Source organism: Paenibacillus sp. MMO-58 (assembly GCF_037146255.1).
In the GTDB taxonomy this organism is placed as follows: Bacteria; Bacillota; Bacilli; order Paenibacillales; family Paenibacillaceae; genus Pristimantibacillus.
The window spans coordinates 508,887-525,791 of record NZ_JBBCVY010000001.1 but is presented as its reverse complement, the minus strand read 5'-3'; the positions used below and the strand labels follow the sequence as shown (position 1 = coordinate 525,791).

22 protein-coding genes are annotated in these 16,905 nt (G+C 46.6%); 9 read left to right on the top strand and 13 right to left on the bottom strand.

The window, feature by feature from the left end; genetic code table 11:
- Positions 1-4: 4 nt before the first annotated feature.
- Positions 5-484, bottom strand: a complete 480-nt coding sequence (locus WFJ73_RS33350; protein ID WP_442955915.1) for an AAA family ATPase — start codon at positions 482-484, stop codon at positions 5-7.
- A gap of 71 nt (positions 485-555) precedes the next feature.
- Positions 556-1,527 carry a helix-turn-helix transcriptional regulator gene (locus tag WFJ73_RS02280; protein ID WP_336771500.1) on the bottom strand — a complete coding sequence of 324 codons (972 nt, stop codon included), beginning with the start codon at positions 1,525-1,527 and terminating at the stop codon, positions 556-558.
- 91 nt (positions 1,528-1,618) lie between these two features.
- On the opposite strand from WFJ73_RS02280, the gene WFJ73_RS02275 reads away from it, so the two are divergent.
- Together WFJ73_RS02275 and WFJ73_RS02270 are read left to right on the top strand one after the other, a co-directional pair.
- Positions 1,619-2,098, top strand: a complete 480-nt coding sequence (locus WFJ73_RS02275) for a hypothetical protein (protein ID WP_336771498.1) — start codon at positions 1,619-1,621, stop codon at positions 2,096-2,098.
- A 28-nt stretch (positions 2,099-2,126) separates the two neighbouring features.
- Entirely contained in the window at positions 2,127-2,606 is a 480-nt protein-coding gene (locus tag WFJ73_RS02270) for a GyrI-like domain-containing protein (RefSeq protein ID WP_336771496.1), read from the top strand.
- 48 nt (positions 2,607-2,654) lie between these two features.
- Here WFJ73_RS02270 and WFJ73_RS02265 read toward each other — a convergent pair whose 3' ends face one another.
- From WFJ73_RS02265 to WFJ73_RS02245, 5 genes are all read right to left on the bottom strand, one after another.
- Positions 2,655-3,359 carry an AraC family transcriptional regulator gene (locus WFJ73_RS02265; RefSeq protein ID WP_336771494.1) on the bottom strand — a complete coding sequence of 235 codons (705 nt, stop codon included), beginning with the start codon at positions 3,357-3,359 and terminating at the stop codon, positions 2,655-2,657.
- Between the two features lie 89 nt (positions 3,360-3,448).
- On the bottom strand, positions 3,449-4,309 hold the full coding sequence (locus tag WFJ73_RS02260; protein ID WP_336771492.1) for a GNAT family N-acetyltransferase: 861 nt from the start codon (positions 4,307-4,309) through the stop codon (positions 3,449-3,451).
- Positions 4,310-4,655: 346 nt separating this feature from the next.
- Complete coding sequence (gene gndA, locus WFJ73_RS02255; protein ID WP_336771490.1) at positions 4,656-6,074, bottom strand: NADP-dependent phosphogluconate dehydrogenase; 1,419 nt, start codon at positions 6,072-6,074, stop codon at positions 4,656-4,658.
- 107 nt (positions 6,075-6,181) lie between these two features.
- Positions 6,182-6,583 carry a hypothetical protein gene (locus WFJ73_RS02250; RefSeq protein ID WP_336771488.1) on the bottom strand — a complete coding sequence of 134 codons (402 nt, stop codon included), beginning with the start codon at positions 6,581-6,583 and terminating at the stop codon, positions 6,182-6,184.
- Positions 6,584-6,815: 232 nt separating this feature from the next.
- The gene (locus tag WFJ73_RS02245; protein ID WP_336772116.1) at positions 6,816-7,910 is read right to left on the bottom strand and encodes an L-dopachrome tautomerase-related protein; all 1,095 of its coding nucleotides are present in this window, start codon (positions 7,908-7,910) and stop codon (positions 6,816-6,818) included.
- 125 nt (positions 7,911-8,035) lie between these two features.
- On the opposite strand from WFJ73_RS02245, the gene WFJ73_RS02240 reads away from it, so the two are divergent.
- Positions 8,036-8,533, top strand: coding sequence for a CBO0543 family protein (locus WFJ73_RS02240; RefSeq protein ID WP_336771485.1), 498 nt, complete (start codon positions 8,036-8,038; stop codon positions 8,531-8,533).
- A complete protein-coding gene (locus WFJ73_RS02235) occupies positions 8,530-9,030 on the top strand; it encodes a CBO0543 family protein (protein WP_336771484.1) in 501 nt (166 codons plus the stop codon). The genes WFJ73_RS02240 and WFJ73_RS02235 overlap by 4 nt, the downstream gene beginning before the upstream one ends.
- Before the next feature lie 86 nt (positions 9,031-9,116).
- Here WFJ73_RS02235 and WFJ73_RS02230 read toward each other — a convergent pair whose 3' ends face one another.
- Positions 9,117-9,398, bottom strand: a complete 282-nt coding sequence (locus tag WFJ73_RS02230; RefSeq protein WP_336771482.1) for a hypothetical protein — start codon at positions 9,396-9,398, stop codon at positions 9,117-9,119.
- Between the two features lie 189 nt (positions 9,399-9,587).
- On the opposite strand from WFJ73_RS02230, the gene WFJ73_RS02225 reads away from it, so the two are divergent.
- The 5 genes from WFJ73_RS02225 to WFJ73_RS02205 are packed head-to-tail and all read left to right on the top strand — an operon-like array spanning position 9,588 to position 11,913.
- Positions 9,588-9,830: a hypothetical protein gene (locus tag WFJ73_RS02225; protein ID WP_063184921.1), complete on the top strand. Its 243-nt coding sequence runs from the start codon at positions 9,588-9,590 to the stop codon at positions 9,828-9,830.
- Between the two features lie 12 nt (positions 9,831-9,842).
- Positions 9,843-10,229 (top strand): spore coat protein, encoded by a 387-nt coding sequence (locus WFJ73_RS02220; protein WP_336771478.1) that lies wholly within the window; start codon positions 9,843-9,845, stop codon positions 10,227-10,229.
- On the top strand, positions 10,226-11,362 hold the full coding sequence (locus WFJ73_RS02215; protein ID WP_336771476.1) for a zinc-dependent alcohol dehydrogenase: 1,137 nt from the start codon (positions 10,226-10,228) through the stop codon (positions 11,360-11,362). Before WFJ73_RS02220 ends, WFJ73_RS02215 begins: the two co-directional genes overlap by 4 nt.
- 30 nt (positions 11,363-11,392) lie before the next feature.
- Entirely contained in the window at positions 11,393-11,596 is a 204-nt protein-coding gene (locus WFJ73_RS02210) for a hypothetical protein (RefSeq protein ID WP_336771474.1), read from the top strand.
- Positions 11,597-11,616: 20 nt separating this feature from the next.
- Positions 11,617-11,913: a spore coat protein gene (locus WFJ73_RS02205; protein ID WP_336771473.1), complete on the top strand. Its 297-nt coding sequence runs from the start codon at positions 11,617-11,619 to the stop codon at positions 11,911-11,913.
- Positions 11,914-12,004: 91 nt separating this feature from the next.
- Here the strand turns inward: WFJ73_RS02205 and WFJ73_RS02200 are convergent, their stop codons facing one another.
- From WFJ73_RS02200 to WFJ73_RS02180, 5 genes are all read right to left on the bottom strand, one after another.
- Complete coding sequence (locus tag WFJ73_RS02200) at positions 12,005-12,391, bottom strand: hypothetical protein (RefSeq protein ID WP_336771470.1); 387 nt, start codon at positions 12,389-12,391, stop codon at positions 12,005-12,007.
- An 82-nt stretch (positions 12,392-12,473) separates the two neighbouring features.
- Positions 12,474-14,057 (bottom strand): peptide ABC transporter substrate-binding protein, encoded by a 1,584-nt coding sequence (locus WFJ73_RS02195; protein ID WP_336771469.1) that lies wholly within the window; start codon positions 14,055-14,057, stop codon positions 12,474-12,476.
- A gap of 62 nt (positions 14,058-14,119) precedes the next feature.
- Positions 14,120-14,428: a hypothetical protein gene (locus tag WFJ73_RS02190; RefSeq protein ID WP_336771467.1), complete on the bottom strand. Its 309-nt coding sequence runs from the start codon at positions 14,426-14,428 to the stop codon at positions 14,120-14,122.
- Between the two features lie 2 nt (positions 14,429-14,430).
- Positions 14,431-14,718, bottom strand: coding sequence for a phosphoglycerate mutase family protein (locus WFJ73_RS02185; protein WP_442955914.1), 288 nt, complete (start codon positions 14,716-14,718; stop codon positions 14,431-14,433).
- Positions 14,719-14,871: 153 nt separating this feature from the next.
- On the bottom strand, positions 14,872-16,890 hold the full coding sequence (locus tag WFJ73_RS02180) for a YjhG/YagF family D-xylonate dehydratase (RefSeq protein ID WP_336771465.1): 2,019 nt from the start codon (positions 16,888-16,890) through the stop codon (positions 14,872-14,874).
- Between the last annotated feature and the right edge of the window lie 15 nt (positions 16,891-16,905).

Below are 16,905 nucleotides of genomic sequence, written 5' to 3'. Positions count from 1 at the left end.
CTTTTTAGATGACGTTTAGAAACTCGCTGCGCCTAGTAATTTCCGCGGATAAGCTCACCGACATGCTTGAGCCTACACAAATAAATTGAACATCGGTATTGATATTTAGATATCTTAATAGCTCGAATATCTCAGAAATATTTTGGCTCGTTTCGAATTCTTGAATATGATCAAAAACAAAATGAGAGATCTTCTTTTTCGCGATTTCCGAACATAATAAGTGAACTAAGTAATCATTTTGATATTGTTTTACAAAAGGTACTTCTATCGAATGCAGTAATTGGAGGATCAACGATTTAGTAGACCTAGTAGACATTAAGTTCATGTAAGCTGCATGAGCATTATCCTTACAGTACCTCTTTAACACAAACGAATTTCCAGTTGTATGATCTGCTGTCAGAAAGCAAAATACTTTATCGTTACTCTCATTCAGAAAGTTTGATATTATAAGTTGAGTTTTATCATAACTTAGTTGTTGACCCATAGAAACAACCTCCAAATATACTAGATATTCAGAAGTATCGTCGCTAAAATTGACTTTTATACAACAGTAAACTAGTTAGGAAATCTTAGATGGGTTAAACGATCCTCCAAAATCAAACGCAGCTCTTCAGGAATACGCTCAAACACGACCCCTTTCCCCAAAAATAATAGCCAATCCGCGTAATAAGCCAGTTCCTCAACATCGGTCACATTGAGCTGAACATTAAATATCCCGCTCGATTGAAACATTCCGGTAAAGGACAAAATAATTCCCGGCGGGTGCATGCGTTTAAAACGCTGAATCCCAGCCGCGTCAAGCTTTACAACAAGATTGGACTGACGTGCACCAATCCGTTTCTTGCTTAAAATCTCTTGCTCGGAATACTTCAGCTCATGCTCGGAAATGGCGGAATCCCGCAGCAAATCAACAGGCAAATAACGAAACTCATCCGTATCAAAATCATAAACCTCGACTAGCCACTGGGCGTTCGAGTTGAAAATATGAAGCAAAAAAACGTCCAGCAACTGCGGCCAGCCAGGATTCGGCTCATACGTTACGCGTAAATGCTTATCTCTCACCGCAAGCGAAATCAACTGATTTAACTCCGCAGGCGCTGCGTCATCGAGCTCCAATAGATTCGGATTAGCTGGATTCGTATTCTCAAAAAGCAAAATATGATTCAGCTCGATTAGCTCGTCTTGCTGAGTTTGCGACGCGATGCCGATAAGTTTTTCAGTGATGGAGCGGCGATTTTGCAAATAAGGCAGCTGTGAATTTTTCGAGGCGATAAAGCTGATAAAAATCGCCTTTAGCTCATCCGGCGTGAATCGTGCTGCGGGCAAATACTGATTTTGCAGGACATTATAGCCTCCCCCCCGCCCCAGCTCGGTCGTCAGCGGAAAACCCATCGCTTGAATCTCGTTAATGTCGCGGATCGCCGTCGCGCGGGAAATCTTGAACTCCCGCTGAATCTCGGCTATCGTAAAATGTGCGCGGTTATTGATGTAGCGCATGATTAGGTTTACTCGTTCTGTTTTCTTCATGATTTTATTGTATCAAAAAAGTATCATTTTTTGATACATTCGGCAAATAGAATCGATCTTGTAAAAGAAAATCCGCAAGGGAGAGAACAAAATGCCAAATTATACGATTCAAGCGATTTCGGAAAACTACAAAATGACTGCTTTCGGTGTTACATTCGAGGACTTCAACGACTGGGCAGGCAATGCAGCAAAAACGGCCGCGAAAAAGGCTGAAATCACTGAAAATGGCAAGCTTGCCGAGCTTCTCGCGCTGGCTGACGGGCAAGAATATCAAATCAATTACGTGCTCGACGGCAAGGCTTGGCGCGGCTTCGGCGTAATGGGAGATTTCAAGGTGGAAGGCGCGGTCGTCCTCGATTTCCTCGCTGGCGACTACCTCGTTGTGCCTGGCACAGGCAGTAACAAAGACAGTCTAGCCGATGAAATCACAGGCAAAGTTTTCGGCGGCTTGCTGCAAGAAATTACAGACTACAAATACGTAGGACCTGGCAACTCAACATTCGTCAAAGCAGCCGAGAACGGAGAATTCTACGGCGAAATGTGGCTTCGCGCAAAGAAAGTCGAATCCTAATCTTTGGTAAAATTCGAAAGGAGCTCATATGGCAGCAGAATATACAATTGAGCACAAAAAATCGTTCACATTGACCGCATACGGTTTTTCGATCCAGTCCAATTTTCAAGACATGACAGCTTTGCAAAAGGAAAAAGCCGAGTTTTGGGGCAAACTCAAGGCTGACGGGCGGTTTGCTAAGCTTAAAGACGCTGCAAAAGATGACCGTGAATGGTCGGTGAACGAGGTTTATCAAGGCAAGCCGTGGAATTATTTCGCGGTAGAAGCCGGAAAGTCAGTTGGTGACGCAACGCGCATGATCGAGTTTCCGGAGAGCGAGTACATCGTGGTTGCCGGAAATGGCGACAAAGAAACCTTGTTCGATCAGTTGACTTACCTTGCTTTCGGAGAAGTTTTGAGCCAGATTACCGATTATGCCTACATCGGCGGTCCAAATGCGACCTATCGCGAAGATAACGGCGAGGGTGCCTTTTACGGTGAATTCTGGGTACCTGTGGTTAAAAAATAGCAATGGACAGCCGGTCATAGTGGCCGGCTGTTTCTTTGTCTTGTTACGTTAAAGGGCTTCCATTAATTTGATGTACTGCGTATCACCCAAGCCATAGTGGGGAAATCGTTTAAATAAGCGCTGCAATAATTCATCCCGCGGCTCATCGCTATGCTTCTTCATAAACGCAGTGATTTCATTCTCTTCCTTTATATACTCCAGATATAAACGAATGCCTTGGTACATTGCGGGCAATAAATTCGCTTCGGGCAAACGGTGCTGAATCAAAACCTGTTGATAGATTTCTTGATAGCCTCCCAGCTTGATTTCCGTTTCTTCCACATCATAAGTCAGTTCGTTAACCATATGGAAATACACTTTTCCATCGTATCTTGCTTGCTCTAAGTACGCTAATAAGGTCAGTAAATTGATTTGACAGAACATGTCGTCACCGAACCACACCGCGATGCATTTGAATTTCTTCTCAAACAGAGATTGCAAAGGAGTCACGGTAATCTTCATGTACTCTTCTAGAGGCACCCGATGGCCGGACGCTCTTAATCGATTAAATTCATCGCTGAAGATCGCAGAGGTTGTGTCGTTTGAGCACATCGCTTCATTAAAAGGGGCATAATCACCTTTCCCCATGAGCTGATGATCATAAAATTCGTTAAACATCGCTTGTCCACTTAAAATATTTAAAATGTCTTGACCAAATTGATCCTGGATTCTAGTCTGCATAGCCCCAATCCTTAATTTCTGCGAGTTGTCCACGGAAATACCGCCCTCTCTACATATTTCCCGATCGTTTATCAAGGCGAAAAAAGCTTCCAGTGCCCCTCGGAAACAACCTCGGCTGCTCCTTATTTTAGCTCATAATAATCCATCGTCGAGGTCTCCACGAAACCGCATGATTGATAGAGCCGAAGGGCATTGGCGTTCTCCACGGCCACTTGCAGCATGATCTCCCCTGCGCTTGATTCCTTCAACTTATCTATCGCCTTCAAGAGAATCGCTCTTCCATATCCCTTGCCACGATACTCGGGCAGAACGCCCAGACCATAGATGCCCCCGATGCCGGGAGAGTGCTGGAGATGGACTTTCCCGATGACCTGTTGGTCAGCTTCCGCAAGATAGATGGTCATGCCTCTCTGTTCTTCCTCTTCAGGCAGGATCATCCCTTCCATAACTTCGTTTGTCTCCTCTTCCCCCAGTTTGTCGCCAAAGTATATCGCATTCTGCCGGTGAATCTCCCGCGCATCGGCGTTTGTCGCCTTCCGAAATACAATGCCCTTTAGGTCATCGTGTATCACCGGTCGATACACCCGAAGATACATCTCATGCTCCGAATGATGGTACTCTGCGCCGGTTCCTTGAATGAACGCTTGTCCGGCTTCAGACTTCCGATCGCTCAATAAAAGCATGCTTTTGGAGGATCTGCGGCTCCACTCTGCCAGAACCAGCCTGCTTAGTGTATCAAAAACTCCCTGGCGCCTGTATTCTGGATGCACCATTCCGTTCACTTCGAGCGGTGTATCTGCGCCTCCGAATTCGCAAATCCCCATATAGCCAATTAACTCATGTCCATCGAAGTACATGTATTCATTGATTTGGCGGATCCCCGAGCGGTCTGTCCCTGAATATACGCCAAGCTTGTAGTCCAACTCGAGCTTCAGCGTCGTCTGATCTTCGCGAAGACATCGTTCTTGGAGTCTGTTAATCAAGTCAAAATCTTCTTGGCAGATTCCCTCTCTAAGTTTCAACCATGGATTACGAATACTCTTCATGTCACACCTCTATTGGATTAAACTTCACTCTAACAGCTGCACTCACTTGGTTTCCACCCTTTTTTATAAACGCGTAAAGCGGGCATGGTGTTACAAAATAAGACGGTGTACCGTGTTAAAGATTATCAACACTATTAGAGAAAACTTGAGATCTCTGTTCTAACTAGTGTCCTATCACACTATCCTGTCCTATCGCCTAAAAAAAGAAGCAGACGCGAATCGCGTGCTGCTTCTCGATTGGTGGATCTAATGTTCCACGTTAGAATTCCTGTAGTCTAATCGTTTAGTCATTGTTCTGCAACCATTGGAAGTGGAAGCTTCCAGCTTGGTCCACCCGTTCAAACGTATGGGCTCCGAAATAATCCCGCTGTGCCTGAAGCAGGTTGGCCGGTAAATTTGCCGACCGGTAACTGTCATAGTAAGCAAGCGCAGAAGAGAATGCGGGAACTGGAATACCTCTGGTTACCGCGATCGCAACAACTTTGCGCCAGGCCTCTTGGTATTTTTCGATAACGCCGCCGAAATATTCATCTAGGAACAGGTTGTTCAATGCCGGATCCTTGTCGTAAGCATCTTTGATATTTTGCAGGAAACCGGCTCGAATAATGCACCCTCCCCGAAAAATCATGGCAATATTGCCATAATTCAAATGCCAGCCGTAATGCTCCGAAGCCACCTTCATCTGAGCAAATCCCTGCGCATAAGAAGCAATTTTGCTAGCGTAAAGAGCTTGTCTTACCGCTTCGATAAATTCGACAGTATCTCCTTCGTATTTATGCGACGCAGGACCGCTCAGTTTTGTGCTTGCCGCTACGCGTTCTTCTTTCATTGCGGAAATGAATCTGGAAAAGACGGATTCGGTTATGATAGAGAGCGGAACACCGAGATCTAGTGCGCTTTCGCTGGTCCATTTTCCAGTTCCTTTTTGTCCTGCGGAATCCAGAATCACGTCCACCATCGGTTTGCCGGTCGCTGCATCCTTTTTGGAGAAAATATCCGCCGTAATCTCGATTAAATAACTGTCCAGCTCTCCTTTATTCCATTCAGTGAAAATGTTATGCAATTCGTCCGCACCCACATGAAGCACGTCTCTCATCAGATGGTAAGCTTCTCCGATAAGCTGCATGTCCCCGTATTCAATTCCGTTATGCACCATTTTGACATAATGGCCGGCACCACCCTCTCCGATATAAGTCGAGCAAGGATCGCCATTCACTTTGGCGGAAATAGCCGTCAGAATCGGTTCTACAAGATCATAGGCATCACGTTGGCCGCCAGGCATGATAGACGGTCCTTTAAGCGCTCCTTCTTCGCCACCGGAAACCCCTGCTCCAATGAACCGGATTCCTTTGGACTCCAATTCTCGGTTTCTGCGCTCCGTATCCGGAAAATAAGCATTACCTCCGTCGATAATGATATCTCCGGGACTAAGATGAGGCACCAACTGATTAATGGTATCATCCGTTGGTTTCCCGGCTTTAACCATAATCAGAATTTTACGAGGTATCTCCAGAGACTGCACGAATTCTTCGATGCTGTATGTGCCCACGAAATTTTTGCCTTGTGCTTCGGCCAGAAGCTCTTTTGTTTTTTCCGAAGAACGGTTGTACAAGGCTACCGTGAATCCTTTGCTTTCTATATTTAAGGCTAGGTTTTTGCCCATAACGGCTAATCCGGCAACACCGATTTGCAACTTGCTCATTTGTAATCTCCTCCGATTAAATGAATGAATATTCCGTCAATAAAACATAAACATAGAAACTTACTATAAAGTTTGTCCATACAGAATTTTCTTTTTCCTCTTTTCTATCATGCAGCTATTTCCGATAACCATACAATTGCTTTTTGTACCCCTTCAAATTCGTGATGTTGCAGTTTTGTTGTACTTTCTTCAGCAATTTCTTTATTCAAGCCGTGGTTGCGTTCTGAATGAGCTGGATTAACGGTAGCTGTGTATTGAATACCGGCATTCTTTAGTCTGGGCAGCCACTCTTCAGACAACCATTTCATATCGTCTTTCATGACCAGGATATGACTGTTATCAAATAAAGCTTTCTTCGCCTTCTTGATCACAGCTAATTCAATCAATCTATCTAAAGGTTCTCTAAATTCATCCCCCTTGGCGAAGGAATTCCATCGAATCACAACCGATTCAATTACTTCATCCCAAAAAATATGAGCGTTTCTATAGTAGTGTTGTTCCATCATCATTCTCTCCTTCAACCGTTATTGTCTTTGGTAACTACATATTAATACGAAACAATCCATATACCAAATTAATATATTTTAGAATAGGCATAGACCACATCTATATAATGAAACTTTGCCTCCTTTCGCTTAATAAAAAAAGAACAGCTGCCGTTGTGGCAAACTGCTCCTGAATGGCTTAAATATCATTCCTCGTTTAATCGAATGGTGCACTGGGGGAGTCGTGAAATATTTATTAAAAGGTAGGAGCCGTTGGTTCGTTTATTTTTATACGGAGTAAACTATAAGGCTTCTCCCGCAGGTCATTACCATAATGAAATCTTGGCTGCCGATGTAATTGGTTTACGATGAAATATAAGTATTGATCTGGACCAATAGAAAAAGTATCCGGCCATAACATTCTCGGATCATGTGCGATGGTTTCCATTACTCCATTCGGCAATATCTTTCGAATACTATTATTTTCATAGTCACCGGCGTAAACGTTTCCTTTTGCATCGGTGATCATTCCATCTGATGCCCCTTTTTCGCCCCAATACTTCACGTAATGTTGTAAATTCTTATCCGGTATCGTTCGGTCTCTAAGGACTTCCGTTGAAATCGAGTAGAGATGACGGCTGGAGAGGGGACAAAAATACAACGTCTTGCCGTCCGGGGAAATTGCTATTCCATCGGATGCCAATCTAAAGGGTGAAGTAGATCCGTCTTTGTTTCGATTCATCAGAATTCTACCTTCCACTTTCGGTAAGAAAAAGAGATCGGGCGAGGTTGAATTTGCTCCGTTTAACCGTCTCCAGGCATTGCCCGTTTCTAAATCGACGACAATAATGGCTCCTGGTCCTCGGGAAGACGAATCCGTTATATAGGCGTATCCGGCTTTACCGACACGAAAATCAAATCGGACATCATTCAGATAAGTGGTTGGCAGGACAACATCATCCGTAAATGTATAAACGCTTCTGATGGTATTTGAATGTAAATCTACAGCGACTAACTTCGCTCCCCCTTTGATGGGTTCCGAGAAATTAGGAGCCCCCGTATCCAGTACCCACAGCGTTCCCCTGCCATCAGCAACGACACTTTGGACACTAATGAAGGACGTTGCGATATTCGATGGGTTTACCGCATTAGCTTCTAAACTAGGATAGGGCTGAATGGTATCGTGAACGATTTCAGCCACCGTAAATTTTACGTCGTCTCCCCATTTCGGAAAGCAAATGAAGATACGCCCGGTTTCAGAAACAGTTACGCCTGTAGGCATGGCTCCGTAAAATAAAAAAACCGCCTCCAACTTACCAAAATACGTTTCGCTCGGTAACATCACTTGTATAGAATCCTCCTCAACACGCTCGAACTGCTATCACCTATTTATATGACTGCATGTGAGTGTCTATAACGACCAACGAGTAAACGTTTGCTACACAATACATAGGAGCCTCCTTCCCTGTACAAGCTATGGCCATGGACATGGAACGAAATTTATTGCTGCTAGTCTGGTTTGTGTGTATAACCACCATCTATTTTCTTGTTCCAAGAGCAAAAGCTCATGAATTTGTTTTGTGCTTTCTTGCGTGTCAGGCTGTTGGATGGATAGTAGAAGTTCTGCTCGTTCATTTTGATTTGGTGGCATACCCGTTACGTGAATTTCCCAAAGCATCGGATTTGAATATCACGTTCAAAGTTGTGTGGACGCCTGTTGCCAGCGGTCTGTATTACATTCATAGACCTCGTGCGAATAAATTGACAACGTGTTTTTACTTTGCTGTCTGGATTTCACTGCTCACCTTTATCGACGGGATGCTAGCCGCAAAAACCGAATTGGTGGAATATGTTCATTTTCACTGGAGTCTGATGGCAATCGTGTTATCGATTATATTCCTCTCCGTTCACGTTCTAGTGAGCTGGTTCTTTAGAGACCGAAAAGTTTTCAGAAAGGAATTGAGCGAGGGATGAGTTTGCTTGTGCAATACGGCATTATCGTTTCAGTGTGGATCCTTTCATTAATGTTGATTCTCATCATCCCGCGGCAGAAACTTCGATTGGCAATGGTCGCTTTTTTGTTCAAACAGTATATGACGTGTATTTTCGGTCATGTCGTAGTCGAACTCCAGCTTCTCGCCTATCCCGTAAGGGAGTTTGCCGACGTTAGCCGGACGAGTTTCACCTACGAATATATGGCCTATCCGATGACATGCGCGTTGTTTAACGCGTATTATCCGAGCCATCGGAGCGGCTGGGTTCAATTCGGCTATTACGTGTTATTCACTACTGTACTGACGATAGTTGAGGTACTGCTCCTACAATATACCGATCTGATTCGGTATGTTCATTGGAACTGGTTTTGGTCGTGGGCTACGATATTCCTCACATTCCTGATGACTCGAGTGTTCTGCGTCATCTACTTTGGGACCATGACACGCGTGGAAACGGCAAAACAAAAGATTATATAGAAGAAGCCTTCAAAACCACTCTTGAGAGTGGATTGGAAGGCTCCTTTTATTGATCTTTTTAAGTGTGGGGCAAAAACAAAAGATACTTATTGTTGGTCAGGCAGACGCAATGCGTTTGCCGAAGTTTGCGCTTGATCTAAAAATTCCTCTGCTTGGGTCAATTGCTGCCGGGCTGTCTCCAACGCTTGAGAATTTGTTGCCGCATTAGAATCACTTATCGAGCTTAACGCCTGATTTAAAGCCGTTTGTACCTCCGAAACCGCATTAGATGCATGCTGCTCCAGCGTGTTGCCGCTCGAGTAAAGTGCGCCTTCTGCCGGTTTTTTTGCATGCTCGGTAGCTAGATCAATTTTGTTTTCATTAGGCAAGGTGAGTCCTCCTTTCTTTAGCAAATCAAATAAACTTAAACAGAAATAAGTATGCGGTTGATATTTTGTTTATATTCTTACGACTGCATGTGAATATTGGACTCACATTTCCGGCCATCCATTTTTGCATAGGATTCTATGCGCTGGAAAAGCTAAATCGGATAAAAGAAAGGAGAGGATACTTACTTAATGGATACGCCAACGCTAGCGCCGCACGAATCAATGGAACTGCATGAAGCGTTAAACTTCAAAACACTCTGCCTGGCTAAGTCAAAACTTATGCAAGGCTTGGTTTTTGACCAAGAGCTGAAAGCGTTAATGCAGAAGGATGTCATTCTATCCACGCAGCAGATCGCCGAGCTTCAGGCCATCTACGCAAGAGCTCCATTCCAAGCTCCTGTTCCGAATAGCCCGACACCTATCACTCATTAAAGGGGAACGCCAATGAATACCGATTATTTAGACCCAATTAATTCGTTAAATATGCCGGAGATGGCAGATATGACATTTGCAATGGACTTCCTTATCCGTGCCAAGGAAGGTGTACGAAATTTGTCCATCGCTCTGACGGAAACGGCTTCTCCCGATGTAAGAGCGCTTCTTCGCAATCATCTTATGCAGGGAATTGCGCTGCACCAAGAAATCACGGAGCTTATGATTCGCAAAAAATGGTTCCATCCTTACGAGCTGAACGAGCAGTACCAACTCGACCAGCTTTCAGCGAAAAATACGGTGATGATCGGGCAGATGAATTTGTTCCCGGGTGATACGTCGCGTAAAGGAATGTTTGATCGGACCCCAGATGAACATATTGGAGGACATAAAGCATGAAGGCGGTAACGTATCAAGGGATTAAAAATGTCGTGGTCAAAGAGGTGCCGGATCCGAAGATTGTAAAACCGGACGATATGATTGTAAGAATCACCAGTTCCGCCATTTGCGGTTCGGATCTTCACTTGATTCACGGGATGATCCCTAACCTTCAGGAAAACTATGTCATCGGGCATGAACCAATGGGGATTGTAGAAGAAGTTGGCCCTGGAGTGACCAAGGTAAAGAAAGGCGACCGGGTGATCATCCCTTTCAACATCGCATGCGGAGAATGCTTTTATTGCACGAATCAGCTGGAAAGCCAATGCGACAATTCAAACGAACACGGGGATATGGGCGCATATTTCGGCTACTCCGGAACGACCGGTGGTTACCCTGGCGGGCAAGCCGAGTATCTGCGAGTTCCGTTTGCCAATTTCACCCACTTCAAGATTCCCGAAAGCTGCGAGCAGCCGGACGAAAAACTGAGCTTGATCGCCGATGCCATGACGACTGCATTCTGGAGCGTGGATAACGCAGGCGTCAAGAGTGGAGATACGGTCATCGTGCTCGGCTGCGGTCCTGTCGGACTTCTGGCACAGAAATTCTGCTGGCTGAAGGGAGCAAAGCGGGTCATCGCCGTTGACTATGTCGATTACCGCTTGCAGCATGCGAAGCGAACGAACCATGTGGAAATCGTAAACTTCGAACAGGATAAGAATATCGGCAACACGCTCAAGGAAATGACCAAAGGCGGCGCCGATGTCGTGATCGATGCGGTAGGAATGGACGGCAAGATGAGCGATCTCGAATTTCTAGCCAGCGGTCTGAAACTGCAAGGCGGCACCATGAGCGCGTTTATCATTGCGTCTCAGGCTGTCCGCAAAGGCGGGACCATCCAAGTCACCGGGGTATACGGCGGACGATATAACGGATTCCCACTTGGGGACATCATGCAACGCAACGTGAATATCCGCTCCGGACAAGCCCCGGTCATTCACTACATGCCTTATATGTACGAGCTGGTTACGTCGGGCAAAGTAGACCCAGGAGATATTGTTACGCATGTCATTCCGCTAAGCGAAGCCAAGCATGGCTATGAAGTGTTCGATACGAAAACGGACAATTGCATCAAAGTCATCTTAAAGCCCTGACTATGGGTGAATACAGGGAGGACAATCCGAATGAATTCCAATTACGCTTTGCATGAGATGCTGGAGGTTCATGAAATCGCTGCGTTCAAGACCGTTTGCATGACCAAATCCAAAACCATGCAAGCTCTGGTAACCGACCCGGAGCTCAATCAAATTTTGCGGCAAGACGTACAATTATCACAGCAGCAGCTTCAGGAGCTCAGTGGAGTGCTGTCTAAAGTGACTCTAACCTAAAGGATAAAGGAGATAGGAACATGAACACCCTAATAGAACACTTGACAGGGCTTCATACGCTGACCGACGACGTGATCGCAATGGATTTTTTGATGAACGCCAAGAGCGGAGTCAGAAACTACGCCATGGCCGTAACCGAATGCGTTACCCCCGAAATCAAGCAAATTTTGATGAGACAGCTCAATGAAGCTATAGACTCCCATGAAAAAATAACAAACTACATGATGCAGCGGGGCCTATACCATCCTTACCATATCCCGGAGCAAATTGAGCTCGATCTGAACAATATACAGACCGCTATGAACATTCCGTCCTGACTCATATCCGTCCCAACAAAACGCGCAAAACCGCTATGGTTCAGGCGCGTTTTTTGATTTCGCTTTCGTATCGTATATTGGATTTAACGTATTACTCGGTGTTTGCAAACCTATCGTTATACCACTTTCTGCCGGAATCCCAATCTTTTGCGGCAGGATCCTCTTGTAGAATTTCAGAACAGGCGAGAGCCATAATATATTCCTGTAATCCATCGTCCTTACTGCTAGCAAATTTGCGAAGCATATAACGCAAAGACTTGTCTCCATGCGAAACAATGTATTCGTAGTCCGTCTTACTTTCTTCGGTATTCATGTATTCATATGGACTAGAAGAAAACCTTATATGATCATCCTTCGGAATTACAATATGGATGAGTTTTTCATCAACGGTTCGCTCAAAGGAGTTCTTCTTTGAACTAATCAAGCACAATACCAATAAAACAGCCATACCAAGAGCAATTACGTTCACTTTTTTCATGACGTTCTCCTTGTTGGATTATACTGAGCTAAATTAAAATAAGAAGCCGCTGTGTAAGCGACTTCCGTTGCTCCCTTGTTGTTCATTCAAAATAAGCGCGGCTGAAATCAACCGTTCCTTCGTACTTAACGTGCATACCTTTCAAATTCCGTTTTTGGAGAATATCCATTTTGTAATAGTAAATCGGGAGAATCACCATTTGGTCAATCAAAAGCTTTTCCGCCTTGGCATAAAGCTGGTTGCGGAGCTGAGCATTCGTTTGGCGCTGCGCCTGTTTCATATACTGGTCGTAAGCCGAATTGTTCCATCCGGAATCGTTAGACGAACTCCAAGAGGTGAAGTATTCCAGGAAAGAAGCTGGATCGTTATAATCAGCCCCCCATCCCGCTCTAGCCACCTGGAAGTTATTTTGAGACCGATTTCTGAGCAACTCCGCCCATTCCTGCACGTCTATATCCACCTTGACGCCTAAACGTTCCTCCCATGTTGAAACGATTTGGTCGGCAATCTGCTCGTGCGAGCCCGCATTTGTAATAACCGTAAAGCGCGGTAGTTCCGTCAGCCCTTCTTCCTTCAAGCCTTCTTGAAGAAGCAACTTCGCCTTATTCGTATCTTCCGTAAAATAGTTGTCTGCAAATTCGAAGCGGAACTCATTCTTGACACCATGTATGCCATTGGGAACGAATCCATAGGCAGGTGTGCCATAGTTGATTGCCTTACGGTCAACGGCCATCGCCAGCGCCTTGCGGATTTTTAAATTATTGAATGGAGCTTTATTCACATTGAACTGATAATAGTATGTACTTGCTTGCGGCACAACTCTGTAATCTTTGTACGCCTTATCATTCAACTCTTCGAAATAGATCTCTTCCCCGCCACCAACCCAATCCAAATTTCCTTTCACGTAAGCCGCTGTGGATGAAGTCTGCCAGGTTGGCTGAATAACCTGCACTTCCGTCAATCGAATCTTATCCGCATCGTAGTAGGATGGATTTTTCACAAGAACAAGCTTTCCTTTTTGCCATTGCTTAATCTTAAACGGACCGTTCGAAACAACGGTTGCGGCATTCGAAGCCCAATCTTTGTTCGCCTTCACAACGGAAGCCGGTACCGGCGCGAAGATCGGTTCTGCCAATAGCTGCGGAAAATAAGCGATCGGTTCGACCAACGTAACCTGTAGTGTCGTCGCGTTCAACGCTTTAACACCAACTTTTGAAACGTCCTTCAACTTTCCCGTATTGTAAGCTTTGGCATTGGAAATCGGATACATGTTATAGGCATATGTATTCTGAGCTGCCGGTGCCAGCGCTCTTTTCCAAGAGTATTCGAAATCGGTTGCTTTCACGAGTTGGTTATTGCTCCATTTGGCGTTCGAACGGAGCGTAAACGTATAGGTTAGCCCATTATTCGAAACTTTCCACCACTTAGCTATTGCAGGTACTGCTTGTCCCGTTTCATCCAAACGAACAAGCCCCTCGAACAAGCCTCCCAAGAGTGTAAACGTGCTCGTATCTTGAGCCGAAGCTGGATCAAGCTCGTCTGTGACATAAGCGGAAGCCATCCGAAGAACTTGCTTCCCCCCTACAGCGAAGGCCGATGATCCTGTGACCACAATAAAACTGATCATAAGTAAAATAGATAATAATGCAGCGAGCTTTTTCTTCATCGAAATCTCCTCTATTACAAAGATAGGCAAAGTATACCATGCTTCAACTAGACTTCAATCATCTATTCCTTTATTAACTGGTTTACTTTATGAACTACTTTTTTCATTCCTTCATACAATTCTGTTACTGACCGGTATTCTTCTTTGAATACGGGGTTGCTCCATTCTGTGTTCTTGATAATATATACAATAAAAACGCCGTCAAGAGTTGAAAATCTACCGTACCATCCGACATCAACTAAGTATCCATTTGGATATTCGACCATAAACATATCTTCACTTAACCATTTAATATCAGTCATATCTTCAGGACTTAATTTATATGAGTTAAATTTTACTACTCCTGGTCTGAAATCAAAGTTCTCAAACATATTTATACCTCCCACAGTTGTTTATTTCCAAAAGAAATTCGTGAAACGATTAGACTATTCTCCCCTTCAAATACTTTAATATCTGCCTTTAAGTGCTCGGCCAATCCCTGAACACTAAGAATTGCCCGTGAATAAGGACTAGATATAATCAGGTCTACTCCTTCACTTATAAGTAACCTCGTTACTTTTTTAATATCATACTTCCCTTTTGGGGTCAGCCCTCTTGTCCTTTCATTTCCTTCATTGTATGGCGATTCTCCATGCCTGACCATATAGATAGTTGTCTTCATATATGCCTCCTTTTGCTGTTCTGGTAAATTTACCATAAAAATCCTGGAAGCTTTATTCGGGGCTTACGAAACTCTACTCTCATCTAAACAAACAAATGGGAGTCGCCATTAATTGGTTTCTCCCATTTGTTTGTTTAGATAAAGTAAGGGCTTTTAATCAATTTTACGTTCTTTCCAATCTGCATGCGGTCCCGACTTATAGTCTGCAAGCGCATTCATGCCTGCTGAAAGGACCTCAAGGATCCGGTCCACATCATAGACGCATCCCTTCCAGGTTCCACCGCTTACAGCCTGAAGCGCAGCCCACAGCCGGGTATCGTCCGGCAGCGCAGGATCCTCAGCCAATTCGGGATGCTGCGGCCTGGAGGCCAGTATCAAGCTTCCTGCCAACTCGGTCTCCGGTTTGTCGCCGCAGCCGACCATATGGACGGTACCGTCCAGCCGGCGAGTATCAATCCGGATATCTATCCAGTCTCCGGTGCGCAACCGACCTACTGGTCCACCGGCCAGAGCCTCCGGTCCGATATGTCCGATACAGGCTCCGGTGGATACGCCCGAGAACCTGGCATCGGTCAGCAGAGATACCTGTTTGCCGTAAGGCAGATGCTTCAGAGCCGATGTCAGCTGATAAGTTTCTTCCATACCCGTACCGGAAGGTCCGCGGCCGATCAGCACCAGCACGTCGCCTGCTACGATCCCGCCCGTCTTGATGGCGCGGATGGCCGAACGCTCGGTTGTGAATACCTTGGCTCGCCCGACATGTCGGAAAATGCCATTCCCGTCGATGACAGCCGGGTCAATGGCCGTCGATTTGATGACCGCCCCTTCCGGCGCCAGATTGCCGGTCGGAAACGTCACCGTTGAGGTTAGTCCCGCCTCTTTGGCTCGCTCCGGGCTGTAGATGACACTGTCCGGGTCGATCCCGTCCTGCTCCAGCAGATAGCTGCGCATCTGGCGGCGGCGTTCCGAGCCCTCCCACCAATCGAGCACTTCGCCCAGCGTTGATCCAGTCACAGTGAGTACCCGGTCGTCAATGACTCCGAGCCTTCTTAGATGAAGCATGACCTCCGGAACGCCGCCTGCTAGAAACACGCGGACGGTCGGATGGGGGATTGGTCCGTTCGGCAATACGCTGACAAGTCGCGGAACACTGCGGTTAATCGCGGTCCAGTCGCCTGCGTCTGGTATTGACAGACCTGCGGCGTGCGCGATCGCCGGAATATGGAGCAGCAGATTCGTGGAGCCGCCGAACGCGGCGTGAACCGCCATCGCATTCCGGATAGAGGCATCGGTCAGCACATGGGCCGATGTGATGCCCTGCTCCGCCATAGCCGCCGCTGCTCGCGCGGATTGGCGCGCCATCTCTTCCCAGACGGGTTGGCCGGAAGGTGCGAGTGCCGCGTGGGGCACCGTCAAACCCAGAGCCTCTGCGACCACCTGCGCCGTTCCCGCAGTTCCGAGGAATTGGCAGCCGCCGCCCGGCGTCGCACAGGCGCGGCAGCCGAGGTCCGCCGCTTCCTCCAAACTGAGTTCACCGTGGGCATACCGGGTGCCAATCGTCTGGATCTTGCCCGCATCCTCCCCGGATGTCGGAGGCAGCGTTACGCCGCCGGGTACGATGATAACGGGGAGATCATGCATGCTGGCCAGCGCCTGCATCATGGCTGGCAGTCCCTTGTCGCAGGTCGCCACCCCGATAACGGCGGAACGGGTAGGTAGCGAGCGCACCAGCCTCCGAACCACGATCGCCGCATCGTTACGGTAAGGCAGCGAGTCAAACATCCCCGTCGTTCCTTGGCTGCGCCCGTCGCACGGATCGCTGACATAGCCGGCGAACGGGATGTGGCCGGCACGGGTCAGCTCGTCAGCGGCTGCCTTCATGAGCATCCCTATTTCCCAATGCCCGGTATGATAGCCCAGCGCAGCGGGGCTCCCATCCTCATTCCGGATACCGCCCATCGTCCCCATGATCAGCACCTGTTTCCCGCCGAGCCGGCTCGGGCTCCAGCCCATGCCGACATTTTGCGTCAGCCCGAACAGATCGCCGCTTGGCGCATGAAGCAATAAGTCTGGCGTAAGCGGGAGCTTGCCCGCAGGCCCAGGCGCATGTGTCTTCACGGAGAAGAAGTTCCCGTCGTCTCCGCCCATTATGGTTCTAATCTGCTCATTCATCCCGAATTGCCCCTC